Below are 15,663 nucleotides of genomic sequence, written 5' to 3'. Positions count from 1 at the left end.
TACGGGTCGGGCCGGACGGCCGACAACAGGCAGCGCCCATCCGCACGGCTTAGCGTGGGGGGATGATCGAGCTTGCGGGGCTGACGAAGAGGTTCGGCGACAAGCTGGCCGTCGACGGGCTCACGTTCACCGTGCGGCCGGGGATCGTCACGGGTTTCCTGGGGCCGAACGGGGCCGGGAAGTCGACCACGATGCGGATGATGCTGGGTCTCGACCATCCGACCGCGGGTGAGGTGCGCATCGACGGGCGCCGCTACGAGGAGTTGACGGACCCGCTCACGGCGATCGGCGCGCTGCTGGACGCCAAGGCGATGCACGGCGGGCGCAGCGCCTACCACCACCTGTTGTGGCTGGCGCAGTCCAACGGCATCCCGGGGTCGCGGGTGGCGGAGGTGTTGGACGTGGTGGGGTTGACGGCGGTGGCGCGGAAGAAGGCGAAGGGCTTCTCGCTGGGCATGGGCCAGCGCCTCGGCATCGCCGGTGCGCTGCTCGGCGACCCCCGGGTGCTGATGTTCGACGAGCCGGTCAACGGCCTCGACCCCGAGGGCATCCACTGGATCCGGCACCTGATGAAGTCGCTGGCCGGACAGGGGCGCACGGTCTTCGTCTCCTCCCACCTGATGAGCGAGATGGCGCTCACCGCCGATCACCTCGTCGTCATCGGTCAGGGGCGGCTGTTGGCGGACACCTCGATGGCCGACTTCATCGCCGAGAACTCGCGCTCCTACGTGCGGCTGCGCACCCCGGACCGGGAGCGGCTGCTCGAGGTGCTGCACCGGCGCGGGCTGGCCGCCGTCGAGGCGGCGGACGGCGCCCTGGAGGTGGACGGGCACCGGGCGGAGGAACTGGGGGAGCTGGCTGCCGAGCACCGGCTGGTGCTGCACGAGCTGAGTCCCCAGCAGGCGTCCTTGGAGGAGGCGTTCATGCAGCTCACTGCCGGTGCCGTGGAGTACCACGCGCATGATCCCGGGGCGGCGGGTGCGCCCCCGCAACCCCCGCCGCGGCCGGGCTGGGGCGAGGGCTGGCAGCGGCCGGGCGGGAAGGGGGTGTGACATGGCGTCGGCCCAGGTGGTCCGCTCCGAGTGGACCAAGATCAGGTCGGTGGCCTCCACGGTGTGGACGCTGTCGCTGGCGTTCGTGGTGACGGTGGCGCTGGGGGTGCTGATCAGCGTGCTCGCGCGGAACGAGTTCGACCGTCTGAGCATCGAGGAGCGGCTCGCCTTCGATCCGACGCTGGTCAGCTTCGCGGGTACCGGTCTCGGTCAACTGGCGATGATCGTGTTCGGGGTGCTGGTGGTGTCGAACGAGTACAGCACCGGCATGATCCGCACCTCCTTGGCCGCGGTGCCGCAGCGGGGGGCGTTCCTGGCCGGGAAGGTGGCGGTGGCCACCGCACTGGCCCTGGTGGTCGGGATGGTCACCAGCTTCACCACGTTCTTCCTGGGGCAGGCGGCGCTGGGCGACCTGAGCACCTCGCTCTCCGCCCCCGGAGTGCTGCGTGCGGTGATCGGCGGCGGTCTGTACATGACGCTGATCGCGGTGTTCTCCATGGGCGTCGCGACGATGCTGCGCTCCCCCATGCTGTCGCTCGGCATCCTGATGCCCTTCTTCTTCCTGATCTCCGCGGTGCTCGGCAACGTGTCGGCGACGAAGAAGGTCGGGCAGTTCCTCCCCGACCAGGCCGGCGGCAAGATCATGGAGGTGGTCCCCCCGGTGCACGACGACACCCCGTACGGCCCCTGGGGCGGCCTGATGATCATGGTCGCCTGGGTGGTGGCCGCCCTGGTCGGCGGGTACGTGCTGCTGCGCCGCCGGGACGCCTGAGCGGGAGGCGACGCCCGGCCCCGGGCGCACCGGGGGCGGAATCCGGCCAACGCCCGCGACCTGTCCATTTTGGCCGGAACCGTCAGCGCCCGGATATCCTCCTACTCCTTACGGGGGCGTCTGCCCCGACGTCCTGAGCCTGCGGATGGGTGCGGAGCATGATCGAGGCAGTCGGCCTGACGAAGCGCTACGGCGCCAAGACGGCCGTGTACGACCTTTCCTTCCAGGTGCGCCCCGGCGCGGTGACCGGCTTCCTCGGACCGAACGGCTCGGGCAAGTCGACGACCATGCGCATGATCCTCGGTCTGGACAATCCGACCTCGGGCCGGGTGACGATCGGCGGCTACCCGTACCGCAAGCTCCCGAACGCCCCCCGTCAGGTCGGGGCGCTGCTGGACGCCAAGGCCGTGCACGGCGGCCGGCACGCCCGCAACCACCTGCTCTGCCTGGCCCAGCTCTCCGGCATCCCGGCCCGCCGGGTCGACGAGGTGCTCGGCGTGGTGGGCCTCCAGGAGGTGGCCCGCAAGCGCTCCAAGGGCTTCTCGCTGGGCATGGGCCAGCGGCTCGGCATCGCCGCGGCCCTGCTCGGCGACCCCCAGGTCCTCCTCTTCGACGAGCCGGTCAACGGCCTCGACCCCGAGGGCATCCTCTGGGTGCGGAACCTGATGAAGTCGCTGGCCGCGGAGGGCCGCACCGTCTTCGTCTCCTCCCACCTGATGAGCGAGATGGCGCTCACCGCCGACCACCTCATCGTCATCGGCCGCGGCCAGCTCCTCGCCGACATGAGCGTCTCGGACTTCATCTCGCACAACTCCGCGGACTTCGCCCGCCTCCGCACCCCCTCCGACGAGCCCGAGCAGCGCGAGAAGCTGACGGCGGCGCTCACCGAGGCGGGCGGCCGGGTGCTGCCCGAGCCGGACGGCGCGCTGCGGGTGACGGGGCTGAAGCTGCCGGCGATCAGCGAGCTCGCGCACCGGCACGACGTCCGTCTCTGGGAGCTGTCCCCGCACCAGGCGTCCCTGGAGGAGGCGTACATGCGGATGACGCAGGGCGTGGTCGACTACCGCTCCACCGTCGACCAGAAGGCCGGCCTCCACCAGCAGCCGCCGCCCGGTGCGCTCCCGCCGCTGCCCGACACCCCCGTCGCCGGGCAGGGCCAGCCCGGCTGGTACGCCCCGCCGCCGCCCCAGCCCGGTGCGCCCGCGCACGCCAACCCGTACGCGACCCCGGCGCCGCCGCCGGGCGCCGCCGCCCCGTCCGACCCGACCCACACCCCCTGAGGCCCCCTGATGAGCACCGCTCCCACGCCGCCCCAGCAGGTACCGGCGACGGCGCCCCCGGCCGCCCCCTGGCAGCCGCCCCCCGGCGTGTACACCTCCCCCATCCCGATCACCCGCACCCACCTCGGGCACGCCCTGGCCTCCGAGTGGACCAAGATCAAGTCGGTGCGCTCCACGATGTGGACGCTCGGCGTCTTCCTCGTGCTGGTCGTCGGGATCGGCCTGCTCGTCGCCCAGCAGACCGGCCGGACCGACTACGTCGACACGCCCTACACGGTCCCCGCGTTCTTCGGGCTGCTCCTGGGGCAGATCTGCCTGATCACGCTGGGGGTGCTGGTGATCTCCTCCGAGTACGGCACCGGCATGATCCGCACCACGCTGACGGCCTCGCCGGCCCGGTGGCGGGTGCTCGCGGCGAAGCTGATCATCTTCTTCGCGGTGGCGTTCACGGTGTCGTTCCTGGCGATCGGCTTCGTCGGCCTGGTGACCGCCGAGATGCACCGGGGCGCCAGCGCCGAACCCTGGCTCGGGAGCCTCTTCAAGGGCACCCTCTACTCCTCGCTGACCGGGGTGCTCTCGGTCGCCGTGGGCACGATGATGCGGCACTCGGCGGGTGCGATCACCACCATGCTCGGGCTGGTGCTCGTCCCCTCGATCCTGCCCGCGTTCATGGCGACCTCCTCCAGCCTGGAGCCCATGGCGGAGGTCATGCTGGACTACGCCGCGCCGAACGCCCTCTCGATGCTCTTCGGGCTGAACACCAGCAGCGACGGCACCCCGCAGCTGGTGTTCCTGATCGTGCTGACCGCCGCCGCGGTCGCCGGCGCCTTCGCGCTGCTGGACCGCCGCGACGTCTGACCCCGTACCGGCGCCGTGCCCCGGTCCCTCCCCGCAGGGACCGGGGCACGGTCGCGTCCGGCTCAGTACCGCGGAGTCCCCCGGCCGCGCTCGACCCGGCTCTCCCTGCGGTCCCGGGCCGCCCAGCACGCCTTGTGCCAGTGCCGCCGGTCGTCCACGCCCGCGTACTGCGGCCAGGCCACCACATGGGGCACCCCGGAGCCGATCACCTGGTCGCACCCGGGGCAGCGGTACGTCTTCCCGGCCGTGCTGGCACCCGCCACGTGACGTACGGACCACTGCTCGCCGCGCCACGACTCGACGGCCTCGAAGCCGCCGTACCGGTCGTGGTCACCGCCGGGCCCGGCTCCGGCGAAGTCCTTTCCGCCCTTGGGACGATTGCGACGCGGGGACACGGCACACCTCACGGTCTCGGGGAACGGCGTTTGGGGGCATCAAGCCTACGCGCCGGCCGGCCGCCCGGGACACCTCGGGCGACCGCGCCATGCACCCGCAATACACCGACAATCCGTCAATCTCCCGGTCGCCCGTGCCCTCGGCCCCGTTCGGACGTTGTTGCCGGGTGACGGAACGCAGGGGGAGCACCGAAGGCGGTGCGGAGGAGGCAACGGATGCGCGTGGGAAGTTTCGTCCTGGCGGCCCAGTTCCCCGGACAGGGCCAGGGGGAGGCGCTGCACCGGGCGGTGCGCACGGCGGAGGTCGCCGAGGAGTCCGGGCTGGACGCGGTGTGGCTGGCCGAGCACCACTTCGTGCCCTACGGCACGTGCCCCTCGGCCGTCACGCTGGCCGCGCTGCTGCTGGGACGCACCCGTGCGCTGCGGGTGGGCACGGCGGTCAGCGTGCTGTCGACGGTCCACCCGGTGGCGCTCGGCGAACAGGCCGCCCTGCTCCACCACGCCTCGGGGGGCCGTTTCTCGTTGGGCGTCGGCCGGGGCGGGCCCTGGGTCGACCTGGAGGTCTTCGGCACCGGACTGGCCGCGTTCGAGGAGGGGTTCGCGGACTCCCTCGACCTCCTGCTGCGCTGGTTGACCGAGCCCCGGGTCGGCTCCTCGACGGGCCGCTTCCGCTTCCGGCCGGTGGACGTCGTACCGCAGCCGTCGCAGGCGTCCTGCGACGGGGACGGACCGGAGGTCGTCGTCGCGTGCACCTCCCCGGCCTCGGTGCGGCTCGCCGCCGAGCGGGGGCTGCCGATGCTGCTCGGCATGCACGCCGACGACGAGGAGAAGGCCGGGATGCTGAGCCTGTGGCGCTCCCACGCCCGGGCCAGCGGACGGAGCGCGGCCGAGGTGCTCGCCGCCGAGCACGTCTCGGCGGGCGTCGTGCAGATCGCCGACCGCGGTGCGCAGGCGTCCGAGGCACTGCGCAAGGCCATGCCGGGCTGGCTGCGCCAGGGCCTGGACGCGCACGTCACGGTCGACGGGCGCACCCGCTCCCTGCGCGATCCCCTCGCCTACACCGAACTGCTGTGCTCACTGCACCCCGTGGGCACCCCGCAGCACTGCGCCGACGTGCTCGCGGCCACCGCCGAACGGACCGGCATCACCCGGTTCGCGCTGCTGACCGAGGGCTCCGGCGAATTGGCGTCCACCGAGGAGAACGTCCGTCGGCTGGGCGCGGAGGTGCTGCCCCAACTGCGGTGACCGCCTGCCGGCCCGCCGTCCCGGCCCCGTCGCGGTGGACGGAACCCCGCCCGGAACGGCGGGCCCCACGGCCCGTCAGCAGTCCCGGAGTTCCGGCGACTGGTTGAGGAGCTGGTTGCGGATCGAGGTGAAGCGGGCCAGCGTGTCGTCCACCGCCGGATCGAGCGGGAAGACCGCCACCCGGTGGCAGTTCTGGAAGGCCAGTCGCACCCCGAAGTGCCGCTGAAGCGCGCCGCGTATCGCATCGCTGGCGAGCGCGCGCAGCAGCTGGCCGCGCGCGTGCTCGTCGGGCGGCGGCGTCTGGTTGTCGGCGAACTCTCCGCCGTCCACCTTCAGCTGGGCCACCAGGGAGCTGATCATCTCCCAGGCGAAGGGCAGGGAGGTCCGGACGCAGTCGACGAAGGCGGCTTCGTCGACCTCGCCTCGCTCGGCCTGTTCCAGGAGGGCCGGTGAGACGTCGAGCGACATGGGTTCTCCTCTCGCACCCCCGGTAGCGGGGGTTCACGGACAGGGCGGGAGTCCGCCTACGCAGCGTGCACGCTCCGCGACCTCCCGCGTCCACGGTAAGCACCGCGGCCGGACGGCACCAGAAGAGCGCGGCCACAACCGGCCATCTCTCGTACGGGGTGCTTCCAGGGCGAATCGCGTGGACCGCCCGGCGTCCAGTAGCGTTGCCGACCATGCGTCTCGTCATCGCCCGCTGCTCCGTGGACTACGCGGGCCGGCTCACCGCCCACCTTCCGTCAGCCCCCCGCCTCATCCTGATCAAGGCGGACGGCAGCGTCTCCATCCATGCGGACGACCGTGCCTACAAGCCCCTCAACTGGATGTCACCGCCCTGCACCCTCAAGGAGGGCACGAGGGACGACAGCGGGGTCTGGACCGTCATCAACAAGGGGGGCGAGAAGCTCATCATCACGATGGAGGAGGTCCTGCACGACTCCTCCCACGAACTCGGCGTCGACCCCGGGCTGATCAAGGACGGGGTGGAGGCGCACCTCCAGGAGCTCCTCGCGGACCGCATCGAGACACTGGGCGAGGGGTACACGCTGATCCGCCGCGAGTACCCCACGGCCATCGGCCCGGTGGACATCCTGTGCCGGGACGCCGAGGGCGGCACGGTCGCGGTGGAGATCAAGCGCCGGGGCGAGATCGACGGCGTCGAGCAGTTGACCCGCTACCTGGACCTGTTGAACCGGGATCCGCACCTCGCGCCGGTGCGCGGGGTGTTCGCCGCGCAGGAGATCAAGCCGCAGGCCCGGGTGCTGGCGACGGACCGCGGCATCGGCTGCACGGTCCTCGACTACGACGCGCTGCGCGGCATCGAGGACGACAAGCTCCGTCTGTTCTGACCCCCGCGCGCACGAGGGCCCGACCGGTGGCACCGGTCGGGCCCTCGGCGTCCGTCCGCAGCGGGTCAGCCGCCCGCCGCCGGGGTGGACGGCGTGTCCTCGGGCGGCACCACCGGCCGGTCCTGCGAGGCGGGCGGCGAAGGGTTGACGGGCTCGGTGGGCTCGGTCGAGGGCTCCGGGGGCGAGGACGGCCCGCCCGTGGGCGTGGTGGGCGGCGGCTGGCTGGTCGAGGGCTCCGGGTCGGGCGACTCGCTCGGCGGGGCCGAGTCGGTGGGCTCCGGCTCGGACGGGCTGTCGGTGGGCTGCGGACCGGTGGACCCGGTCGGTTCGGCGGGGCCGGTCGGCGCGCTGGTGCCCGGTTGCGGGACGGTCGGCACGCCGGGGGCCCGCGTGGCCGTGGGCGACGGGGTCCCGACGGCGGTCGGCCGGGTGGGCGATCCGGTGCGCTCCTCGACCTCCGCCACCTTCTGGGTGTCGTCGGGGCGGTCGGTGCTGCTGGTGTCGTTGGGGTCGCCGGTCGCGCTCCGGTCCTCGGCCCCCCGGCTCACCGTGGGCCCGGGGCCCACGCGTTCGGCCGGGGGCGTGCCCTCGCCGGAGATCATGCCGAGCGTCACCACCGTGCCGAGCACCGCGGCGAGCAGCGCACCGGCGCCCGTGGCGGCCAGGTTGCGGCGGGTCCCGTGCAGCACCGTGCGCCGTACCCGACGCACCCGCGCGGACATCCCTCCGACCGGACGGAGCCGGACCGGCCGTCCCACCGGGCCCCCGGGCGTGCCGGCCGCGGCGGGAACCAGCGGCACCGCCCGGGTCACGGCGATCGGCGGCACCGGCGGCGGGGCGACGGCGAGCGGCACGGGCGGCAGTTCACCGGAGCGGTCGGTCAGCAGGGCCAGCGCCCGACGTCCGGCGACGGCCCCGCGGCGGTCGGCGACCGCACCGCGCATCGCCACCGACGCCTCCAACTCGGCGCGGGCCCGCCCGTACTGCGCCCCGCACAGCGCGAGCACGCCCAACTCGTGGTGGAAGTACGCCTCGTCGGCGACCTCCCCGGTGTGCCGGGCGGCCTCGACCCCCAGGCGCAGCACGGCTTCCCAGGCGCTCCAGTCGCCGCCCGCGGCGAGGACGGGGGCGGCGGCACGGGCCAGTCCCACCCGGACGCTGGGGCCGTCGCCCTCGTCCGCCGGGTCCAGCGGGATCGTTTCCTTGTCGTCCCCGCCGAACGCGCCGCCGGGGGCGAGCGCGGCCAGGGCGGCGAGCACGGCGTCCGCCTCGGCGGCGACCCGCCGGGGGGCGACCGAGGGGTGGCCGGTCCACCAGGCGTAGTGCCGGGCGGCGACCAGGGCGGGCGCCCCCGGAGCCGCGTCGGGGTCGGCGGCGTCCCGGTCGGGGTAGCCGGCGGCGAGGAGCTGGGTGCGGACCCCGGCCGCGAGGCGGTGGCGGGCGCCGACCGGGGTGACCAGTGCGACGGCGACGAGTTCGGCGAGCGCGGCGTCCGCATGGGTGTCGCCGACCAGGGCGGGCAGGTGCGCCTGGTGCGGGACCTCGCCGTCGAGGACCACCGCGAACCGCAGGGTGCTGCGCGCCGCTTCGCTGAGCCCGGCGGCCAACAGGGCGGCGGGTGCCGCGCCTTCGGCCAGGGAGGGCAGCGGCGGGCGCCGCTCGTCCCCGGCGTCGGCGGACTCCTCCGCCCCCTCGGGGTCGGCGTCGGGGAGGCGGGCGTCGCGCTGCCGCAGCAACGCGCCGGCCTGGACGAACCGCAGGGGCAGCCCCTCGGACTCGAACCACAGGTCACCGGCCCAGTTGGTCTCGGACTCGGTGAGGTCCCGTCCGGCGGCGCGCTCCAGCAGTTCGGTGCTGGCCGCCCGGCTCAGGCCGTTCAGCACCACCTCGTCGACCGGGGCGTCGGCGGACGGGGCGGGGGTGTCGGGGGCCGCCGCGAGCAGGAAGGCGCACTCGGGGGTGGCGTCGAGGAGTTCGTCCAGGGGGCTGCCGCCGAAGGCGAGGTCGTCGACGACCACGACGGCGCCGATGCCCCGGACGTGGTCGAGGAGCGCCTCGCGGTCGGGCCGGTATCCGGTGCCGTCGAAGACGGCGGCGAACAGGTCGTGCAGCAGGTCGGTGGCGGTCTTGCGGTAGCCGGTGAGGCGGACCACGCCGTCCGGGGCGAGGTCGGCGCACTCCTCGGCGACGGCGTCGAGCAGCGCGGTCCGGCCGGAGCCGGCGGGGCCGCTGACCCGGGCGGAACCGCCCCGGGCGATCAGCCGGACCAGACGCTCGCGTTCCTCGTCGCGTTCGAGCAGCGGGGGGCGGGCCACGGCCACGCCGGAGGGCACCGGCGCGGTGGCGGCCCGGCGGGCCTCCCGGCGCTCCTCGGGGGCGTGGCGCGCGGGCGGGCCCGGGAGTTCGGTGGGCGGGCAGGTCTCGATCTCGCTGCCGTCGACGGGGTTGACGGTGAGCAGCAGGTCGCCGGCGACCAGTCGCACCGGGCGGCGGGCGGGGTGCGGGGTGCCGAGGTCGGCGGCGAACGGGTCGCGGGGCGGCCGGGAGCGGTGGGCGGTGCGCTCGGGCGTCCGGGCCGCCCCGGGTATGTCGACGGTGCCCCGGGCGCGGACGACGGGGAGGAAGGCGCTGCCGACCGCGGCGCGGGGCGCCTTGCCGGACCCCGGGGCCGCGCCCGCCCCGGGGACGGCGGACCCGGCACCGTCCTTCGGGTCGACGGACCCGTGGGCGCTCGCTGCGGATGTGGCCGAAACGCGGCGGTCGGCTCCCCCGCCGTGCGCCGTCCGGCCTCCGCGGACGTCCTGGCCGTGCGGCCCCGGTTCCCGATCGATCGGGTCCATGGTTCTCAAGCCCCCCAAGAGCGTTGTGTACCGCACCCCGCCCGTGGTCCGCGTCCGTCGCTGCCGCCACCGGTGGCGGCCCCTCCCCCGCGGGTACGCGCGCGGGCCGGACGGAACGGGTGCCGGGGCACTGGATCTGGCGCCAGTATCCCCGAACGGGCGGGCCCCCGGGGGGCCCTTGACGTCACAGTCCGATGAGAATCGCCGCGGTCACACGCGCGGCAACGACTCGATGCCGATGCCGCCTTCGATGGCGAGGATGCGGTGCAGCCGGGTGGCGACCAACAGTCGTTGCATCTGCGGGGGCACGTCGCGGAGCACGAGCCGCCGACCGCAGCGACCGGCGCGGCGGTGCGCGCCCATGATCACGCCGAGTCCGGTGGCGTCCCAGGATTCGAGTTCGGACAGGTTGAGCACCAGGTCGCCGGCGCCGTCGTCGACCGCCGCGTGCAGGGCCGTACGGGCGTCCGCCGCGCTGCGGACGTCGAGGCGGCCCCCGACGACCAACTCGGCGTGGTCGCCCCTGATGTGCATATGCGCTCCCCGTGTTCGTGGCGGCTGACCGTGACCGTCATCCGTGACAGCGGTGGGACGGCGTGTGGTCCGTATGGGTGATCCGGCTCTCCCGCCATGTCACTGCAACTGACTGCCGGCGGGTGACCGTAGTTGCTGGTTGTAAGCGAACCGATATCGAATTCACCCCGGGAGGTGATCCCGGCCCGGGAGGGTCTCGTCCGGTTCGGCGCCGGGCCGGCGCCTCCGCCCCGCGTGCCCGCCCGGTGCCGGGTGCCGGGGCCCGGGCACCCGGCACCGGGCGGCCGACGGGCCCGGGACCGGGTGCCAACCGTCGGGTGGCGGGGGTGCGTGCCGGCGTCAGTAGGTGTAGAAGCCCCGGCCGCTCTTGCGGCCGATGTCGCCTGCGTCCACCATGCGGCGCATCAGTTCCGGCGGGGCGAACTTCTCGTCCTGGGTCTCGGTGTAGATGTTGCCGGTGGCGTGCAGGAGGACGTCGACACCGGTGAGGTCGGCGGTGGCGAGCGGCCCCATGGCGTGGCCGAAGCCGAGCTTGCAGGCGAGGTCGATGTCCTCGGCGCTGGCGATGCCCGACTCCCGGAGCTTCGCGGCCTCGACCACGAGGGCCGAGATGAGCCGGGTGGTGACGAAGCCCGCCACGTCGCGGTTGACCACGATGCAGGTCTTGCCCACGGACTCGGCGAACTCCCGGGCGGTGGCGAGGGTCTCGTCGCTGGTCTTGTAGCCGCGGACGAGTTCGCACAGCTGCATCATCGGGACCGGGGAGAAGAAGTGCGTGCCGACGACGCGTTCGGGGCGCTCGGTGGCCGCCGCGATCTTCGTGATCGGGATGGCGGAGGTGTTGGAGGCGAGGACGGCGTCCTCCCGGACGATCCGGTCCAGGGCGCGGAAGGTCTCGTGCTTGACCTCCAACCGCTCGAAGACCGCCTCCACCACGAGGTCCACGTCCGCCGCCGCGTCCAGGTCGGTGGTGGGGGTGATCCGGGCGAGGGCCGCTTCGGCGTCGGCGGCGTCGAGCTTGCCCTTGGCGACGAACTTGTCGTACGACGCCCTGATGGCGTCGGTGCCGCGGGTCAGCGCCGCGTCCGTGACGTCGCGCAGCACGACGTCCCAGCCCGCCTGCGCGGACACCTGCGCGATTCCGGAACCCATCAGACCGGCGCCGATGACGGCCAGCTTCCGTGCCACGTTGCACCCCTCACCGCTGTTGACGTGTTGGTTCTTCCGCACCCTATGCGGCGGACCCTAGCGGCCGAACGCGCCCCCGGGACCGGGAAGAGATGCGTGTCACGTCCCGAATGGTGCAGATCACACCCGAGTCCGCGCGTCGTCCGCGATGTCCGGCCCGTACCCCGGCCCGTTCCGGGCGAGGGGGGTCATTCCGGCGCGCGCACGGCGTAGTTGAGGACCCGTTCGCCGAGCAGTTCCTCCATCTCGTCCAGCGCGTCGAGGGCCTCGCGGGAGACCGCCTCGGGGGTGGCGCCCTCCACCAGCCCGCTGCGGATGACCGCCATCACCGTCCGGTGGAGCCAGTCGATCTGGCCGGCCATCAGTCCGGGCAGCCGGTCGCCGGGGGCGGCGCCGGTCTCCGCCCGCAGGGTCCGCTCCAGGCTGGTGAGGGTCTCCTGGTCCACCTCCTGGAGGCGGGCGCGCAGTCCGGCCGCGTCCTCGACGACCACCAGGAAGCGGTCGTACCCCTCGGCGAGCCCCACCCGGGGGGAGACGGCTTCCACCTCGGACCGGAGTTGACGCAGGACGGCCCGGGCGGCGGACTCCCCGGGCAGCCTGCCGCGCACCCAGCCGGCGAGCCGGTCGACGAGTTCGGGCGCACGGTCGAGGAACAGGTCCTCCTTGGTCGGGAAGTAGTTGTAGACGGTGTTGACGGAGACCTCGGCGGCCTCCGCGATCTCCGCGATGGTGACGGCGTCGAAGCCCCGCTCCAGGAAGAGCCCGGTGGCCGTGTCGGAGATGTGCTGGCGGGTCCGGCGCTTCTTCCGCTCCCGCAGCCCCTCGCGCCCGACCGCCCCGGCCGGGGCCGCCCCCGGGTCGGGGCGGGTCGAACCGCCCCGTGCACCCGCCGTTCCCGTCGTCCGCGCATCCGCCATGGGGCCAGCCTAGCGAGCCGGGGGGCGCCTTCCCCCTTTCCCGTACCCGGAACGTCGAGTCACTCAAACTTTGGAGTGATTGCAAAATTTCAGGGACTCTGTTTACCTGGTTCCATGACCGCCATCACCGCGTCCGGTCTCGCCCGGACCTTCACCACCCCGCGCGGCCCCGTGGAAGCCGTCCGCGGCATCGACCTCACCGTCCGGCGCGGCGAGGTGGTGGGCCTCCTCGGCCCCAACGGGGCGGGGAAGACCACGATCCTGCGCCTGCTGACCACCCTGCTGCGCCCCAGCGCGGGCGCCGCGACCGTCGCGGGCCGCGACCTCGCCACCGACCCGGCCGGAGTCCGTGCCCGCACGGGCTACGTGGCCCAGTCGGGCGGCCTCGACCCCGCGCTGACCGTCCGCGAGGAACTCGTGACCCAGGGCCGGCTGTACCGGCTCGACGCCGCCCGGGCGCGGGCACGCGCCGAGGAACTCGCCGGCGAGCTCGGCCTGCACGGGCTCCTCGACCGGCCCACGGCGGCGCTCTCCGGAGGCCAACGCCGGCGCGTCGACCTCGCGATGGGGCTCGCCCACCGGCCCGAGGTGCTCTTCCTGGACGAACCGACCACCGGCCTCGACCCGGCCGGCCGGGCCCTGCTCTGGGACCTGATCCGCCGGGTGCGGGAGACCCACGGCACCACCGTCGTGCTCACCACCCACTACCTCGACGAGGCGGACGCCCTCGCCGACCGGCTGGTCGTCGTCGACGGGGGCGTGGTGGTCGCGGACGGCACCCCGACCGCACTCAAGCTGGCGCACACCGGGTCCCTCGACGCCCCGCTCCAGGAGGCCTTCCTCGCCATCACCGGCCGCGATCCCGTCCCCCGCGGGACCGCGCCCCTCGCCGTATGACCGCACGACCGACCGCCCGCCTTCCCCGCAACCGACCCCATCGGGCCGCGCCGCCACGGCCCGGAGCCCGTGCCCACCACCGTCGCCCCGCTCCTCGGGAGGCCCCGTGTCCACCCTGCTCTCCGACACCTCGATCGTCTTCGGCCGCTATGCGCGCAAGACGCTGCGATCCCGGTTCCAGATGCTGTTCGGAACGGTGATGCCCCTGCTCTACCTGGTCTTCTTCGGGCCCCTGCTCACCGAGCTGCCCTTGGGCACGGACGGCGACTCCTGGCAGGTGCTGGCTCCGGGCCTGCTCCTCCAACTCGCCCTCTTCGGCGGGTCCTTCGCCGGCATCACCGTCATGCTGGAGAAGGGGCAGGGGGTGATCGACCGGATGCGGGCCACCCCCGTCAGCCGCCTCGCCCTCCTGCTCGGCCGGGTGCTCCTGGACGCCGCACTGCTCACCGCCCAGTCGGTGCTCCTGGTGCTCGTGGCGCTGGCCCTCGGGCTCCGTGCTCCGCTCCCGGGCCTCCTCATCGGATTCGCCTTCGTGGCCCTGCTGACGGTGGCGCTGAGCGCCTTGTCCTACGCGCTGGCGATGCGCCTGCCCGGCGCCCACCAGTTCGGCCCCGCCGTGAACGCCGTGACCATGCCCGTGATGCTGCTGTCGGGCCTGGTGCTCCCCATGTCCCTCGCACCCGGCTGGCTGGACGCCCTCTCCCGGGCGATACCCCTGCGCCACGTGGTGGAGGCGATGCGGGACGCGTACGCGGGCCGTTACGCCACCGGGGAGGTGCTGCTCGGCGTGCTGGTCGCCCTCGGGTTCACCGTGGTGGCCGTGACCGTGGGCACACGGGCCTTCCGGGAGGACCGCGCCTAACTACGCTGGGCCCATGGTGAACCTGACGCGCATCTACACCAGGACCGGGGACAAGGGCACGACCCACCTCGGCGACATGAGCCGCACGGCCAAGACCGACCTGCGGATCTCCGCCTACGCCGACGCCAACGAGGCCAACGCCGTACTGGGTACCGCCCTCGCCCTGGGCGGGCTCGACGAGGAGGTCGTCGCCGTCCTCACCCGGGTGCAGAACGACCTCTTCGACGTCGGTGCCGACCTCTCGACCCCCGTCGTCGAGGACCCGAAGTACCCGCCCCTGCGGGTCGAGCAGTTCTACGTCGACCGGCTGGAGGAGGACTGCGACCGGTTCAACGAGCGGCTCACCAAGCTGCGCAGCTTCATCCTGCCGGGGGGCACGCCGGGCGCCGCCCTGCTCCACCAGGCGTGCACGGTGGTGCGGCGTGCCGAACGGTCCACCTGGGCGGCGCTGGAGGTGCACGGCGAGACCATGAACCCGCTCACCGCCACCTACCTCAACCGCCTCTCGGACCTGCTGTTCATCCTGGCCCGGGTCGCCAACACGGAGAACGGCGACGTGCTGTGGGTGCCCGGCGGCGAACGCTGAGGCGTGCCCCGCGACGGAAGGACGACCCCCGCCCCCGGGGACCGGGGGCACCCGGCTGACCAGGGCGGGGCACGCACCGCCCGGTGAGACGGCCCGGTCAGGAGGTGCCGGAGCCGGTGCGGGCCGATCCCCGTCTACCGGTGGGGTCCTCCTCCCCGCCGTCCCGGCCGGACCCCGGCTTCGAGGGCCAGAGGGTGTAGGTGAGGGCGATGACCCCATGGACGAGGACGGCCTTCAGGGCCGTGCCCTGCCACCCCCGGAGGGAGGAGACGTCCCCGCTGTCGCCCACGTACCAGACGGCACCCTGCAGCAGGACCAGGGCGATGCCCACGGCCACCGCCGTGCGCAGCCACAGGCCCCACTCGTGGCGGGCCCGGGCAGCTCCGTGCTTCGGGGGCCCGGCAGGCGGGGGTCCACCGGCGAACCGGTGCCGGAAGCGCGCGTCCGCCCAGGTGATCATGGAGTGCCCGTATCCGACCGTGAAGCCGATGTAGAGGGCGGCGAGACCGTGCTTCCAGTCCGGTGCCGCCCCGTTCTTCAGGTCGATGGCGGTGACCACGAGCAGCACCACTTCGAGCAGCGGCTCGCACAGCAGCACGGCGGCTCCCAGCCGGGGCCTGCGGGCCAGGTAGCGCAAGGCCAGACCGAGTCCCAGCAGGACCCAGAAGCCCACTTCGCACAGGACGATCAGCGTGACGATCACGACCGGGTTTCCCTCCTCTCCCCCGTGGGCTCCCGCACCACGTCTTCGCGTCTTCGGCTCCCTCCCCATGCTTCCGCCCGCCCGGGCCCGGAGCGTCCTCTGCACGGGTGAAGCGGTACTGCATCCTTCTGTGTAGTGACCGCGCCCGGGCTCCGACCGGTCGGCGACGGCGGGGGCGCCAC

At 73.8% G+C, this 15,663-nt stretch carries 16 protein-coding genes; 9 read left to right on the top strand and 7 right to left on the bottom strand.

The genetic code is table 11. From position 1 onward, the window contains the following. The first annotated feature begins 62 nt into the window (after positions 1-62). From ABT092_RS08430 to ABT092_RS08415, 4 genes are all read left to right on the top strand, one after another. The gene (locus tag ABT092_RS08430) at positions 63-1,052 is read left to right on the top strand and encodes an ATP-binding cassette domain-containing protein (protein WP_351241188.1); all 990 of its coding nucleotides are present in this window, start codon (positions 63-65) and stop codon (positions 1,050-1,052) included. Position 1,053: 1 nt separating this feature from the next. Beyond that, the gene (locus ABT092_RS08425) at positions 1,054-1,824 is read left to right on the top strand and encodes an ABC-2 transporter permease family protein (RefSeq protein ID WP_351241186.1); all 771 of its coding nucleotides are present in this window, start codon (positions 1,054-1,056) and stop codon (positions 1,822-1,824) included. 158 nt (positions 1,825-1,982) lie between these two features. After that, positions 1,983-3,104: an ABC transporter ATP-binding protein gene (locus ABT092_RS08420; RefSeq protein WP_351241185.1), complete on the top strand. Its 1,122-nt coding sequence runs from the start codon at positions 1,983-1,985 to the stop codon at positions 3,102-3,104. Positions 3,105-3,113: 9 nt separating this feature from the next. Further along, positions 3,114-3,962: an ABC transporter permease gene (locus ABT092_RS08415; RefSeq protein ID WP_351241183.1), complete on the top strand. Its 849-nt coding sequence runs from the start codon at positions 3,114-3,116 to the stop codon at positions 3,960-3,962. 62 nt (positions 3,963-4,024) lie between these two features. Here the strand turns inward: ABT092_RS08415 and ABT092_RS08410 are convergent, their stop codons facing one another. Further along, positions 4,025-4,357, bottom strand: coding sequence for an Rv1322 family protein (locus ABT092_RS08410; protein WP_351241181.1), 333 nt, complete (start codon positions 4,355-4,357; stop codon positions 4,025-4,027). A gap of 216 nt (positions 4,358-4,573) precedes the next feature. On the opposite strand from ABT092_RS08410, the gene ABT092_RS08405 reads away from it, so the two are divergent. After that, positions 4,574-5,602 (top strand): LLM class flavin-dependent oxidoreductase, encoded by a 1,029-nt coding sequence (locus tag ABT092_RS08405; RefSeq protein WP_351241179.1) that lies wholly within the window; start codon positions 4,574-4,576, stop codon positions 5,600-5,602. Positions 5,603-5,677: 75 nt separating this feature from the next. Here ABT092_RS08405 and ABT092_RS08400 read toward each other — a convergent pair whose 3' ends face one another. After that, the gene (locus ABT092_RS08400) at positions 5,678-6,070 is read right to left on the bottom strand and encodes an SCO5389 family protein (protein WP_351241177.1); all 393 of its coding nucleotides are present in this window, start codon (positions 6,068-6,070) and stop codon (positions 5,678-5,680) included. Between the two features lie 212 nt (positions 6,071-6,282). Between ABT092_RS08400 and nucS the strand changes: the two genes are divergently transcribed. Beyond that, positions 6,283-6,954 (top strand): endonuclease NucS, encoded by a 672-nt coding sequence (gene nucS / locus ABT092_RS08395; protein ID WP_351241175.1) that lies wholly within the window; start codon positions 6,283-6,285, stop codon positions 6,952-6,954. A 65-nt stretch (positions 6,955-7,019) separates the two neighbouring features. Here nucS and ABT092_RS08390 read toward each other — a convergent pair whose 3' ends face one another. The 4 genes from ABT092_RS08390 to ABT092_RS08375 all read right to left on the bottom strand — a co-directional run bounded on the left by ABT092_RS08390 (position 7,020) and on the right by ABT092_RS08375 (position 12,433). Continuing rightward, on the bottom strand, positions 7,020-9,794 hold the full coding sequence (locus ABT092_RS08390; RefSeq protein ID WP_351241173.1) for an ATP-binding protein: 2,775 nt from the start codon (positions 9,792-9,794) through the stop codon (positions 7,020-7,022). 210 nt (positions 9,795-10,004) lie between these two features. After that, on the bottom strand, positions 10,005-10,328 hold the full coding sequence (locus ABT092_RS08385; RefSeq protein ID WP_351241171.1) for an STAS domain-containing protein: 324 nt from the start codon (positions 10,326-10,328) through the stop codon (positions 10,005-10,007). Between the two features lie 339 nt (positions 10,329-10,667). Then, positions 10,668-11,516, bottom strand: a complete 849-nt coding sequence (locus ABT092_RS08380; RefSeq protein WP_351241169.1) for a 3-hydroxyacyl-CoA dehydrogenase family protein — start codon at positions 11,514-11,516, stop codon at positions 10,668-10,670. Between the two features lie 188 nt (positions 11,517-11,704). Continuing rightward, positions 11,705-12,433, bottom strand: coding sequence for a TetR/AcrR family transcriptional regulator (locus ABT092_RS08375; protein WP_351241167.1), 729 nt, complete (start codon positions 12,431-12,433; stop codon positions 11,705-11,707). 114 nt (positions 12,434-12,547) lie between these two features. Here ABT092_RS08375 and ABT092_RS08370 point away from each other — a divergent pair, with 114 nt between their 5' ends. From ABT092_RS08370 to ABT092_RS08360, 3 genes are all read left to right on the top strand, one after another. Next, positions 12,548-13,330: an ABC transporter ATP-binding protein gene (locus tag ABT092_RS08370; protein ID WP_351241165.1), complete on the top strand. Its 783-nt coding sequence runs from the start codon at positions 12,548-12,550 to the stop codon at positions 13,328-13,330. Between the two features lie 106 nt (positions 13,331-13,436). Beyond that, positions 13,437-14,192: an ABC transporter permease gene (locus tag ABT092_RS08365; protein WP_351241163.1), complete on the top strand. Its 756-nt coding sequence runs from the start codon at positions 13,437-13,439 to the stop codon at positions 14,190-14,192. A gap of 13 nt (positions 14,193-14,205) precedes the next feature. Beyond that, the gene (locus tag ABT092_RS08360) at positions 14,206-14,778 is read left to right on the top strand and encodes a cob(I)yrinic acid a,c-diamide adenosyltransferase (protein ID WP_351241161.1); all 573 of its coding nucleotides are present in this window, start codon (positions 14,206-14,208) and stop codon (positions 14,776-14,778) included. A gap of 97 nt (positions 14,779-14,875) precedes the next feature. On the opposite strand, the gene ABT092_RS08355 is transcribed toward ABT092_RS08360, so the two are convergent. After that, positions 14,876-15,481, bottom strand: coding sequence for a hypothetical protein (locus ABT092_RS08355; protein ID WP_351241159.1), 606 nt, complete (start codon positions 15,479-15,481; stop codon positions 14,876-14,878). Positions 15,482-15,663 lie beyond the last annotated feature (182 nt).

The sequence above is a fragment of the Streptomyces sp. NPDC002490 genome, from assembly GCF_040296045.1.
Taxonomy (GTDB): domain Bacteria; phylum Actinomycetota; class Actinomycetes; order Streptomycetales; family Streptomycetaceae; genus Streptomyces.
This window is presented reverse-complemented; position numbering and strand designations above follow the sequence as displayed.

Bases quoted from the DNA above. Each gene is read 5' to 3' on its own strand.
- ABT092_RS08390 (WP_351241173.1), bottom strand. From the start codon at position 9,794: ATGGACCCGATCGATCGGGAACCGGGGCCGCACGGCCAGGACGTCCGC.
- ABT092_RS08420 (WP_351241185.1), top strand. From the start codon at position 1,983: ATGATCGAGGCAGTCGGCCTGACGAAGCGCTACGGCGCCAAGACGGCC.
- ABT092_RS08405 (WP_351241179.1), top strand. From the start codon at position 4,574: ATGCGCGTGGGAAGTTTCGTCCTGGCGGCCCAGTTCCCCGGACAGGGC.
- ABT092_RS08425 (WP_351241186.1), top strand. From the start codon at position 1,054: ATGGCGTCGGCCCAGGTGGTCCGCTCCGAGTGGACCAAGATCAGGTCG.
- ABT092_RS08385 (WP_351241171.1), bottom strand. From the start codon at position 10,328: ATGCACATCAGGGGCGACCACGCCGAGTTGGTCGTCGGGGGCCGCCTC.
- ABT092_RS08400 (WP_351241177.1), bottom strand. From the start codon at position 6,070: ATGTCGCTCGACGTCTCACCGGCCCTCCTGGAACAGGCCGAGCGAGGC.
- ABT092_RS08415 (WP_351241183.1), top strand. From the start codon at position 3,114: ATGAGCACCGCTCCCACGCCGCCCCAGCAGGTACCGGCGACGGCGCCC.
- ABT092_RS08430 (WP_351241188.1), top strand. From the start codon at position 63: ATGATCGAGCTTGCGGGGCTGACGAAGAGGTTCGGCGACAAGCTGGCC.
- ABT092_RS08375 (WP_351241167.1), bottom strand. From the start codon at position 12,433: ATGGCGGATGCGCGGACGACGGGAACGGCGGGTGCACGGGGCGGTTCG.
- ABT092_RS08360 (WP_351241161.1), top strand. From the start codon at position 14,206: ATGGTGAACCTGACGCGCATCTACACCAGGACCGGGGACAAGGGCACG.
- nucS (WP_351241175.1), top strand. From the start codon at position 6,283: ATGCGTCTCGTCATCGCCCGCTGCTCCGTGGACTACGCGGGCCGGCTC.
- ABT092_RS08370 (WP_351241165.1), top strand. From the start codon at position 12,548: ATGACCGCCATCACCGCGTCCGGTCTCGCCCGGACCTTCACCACCCCG.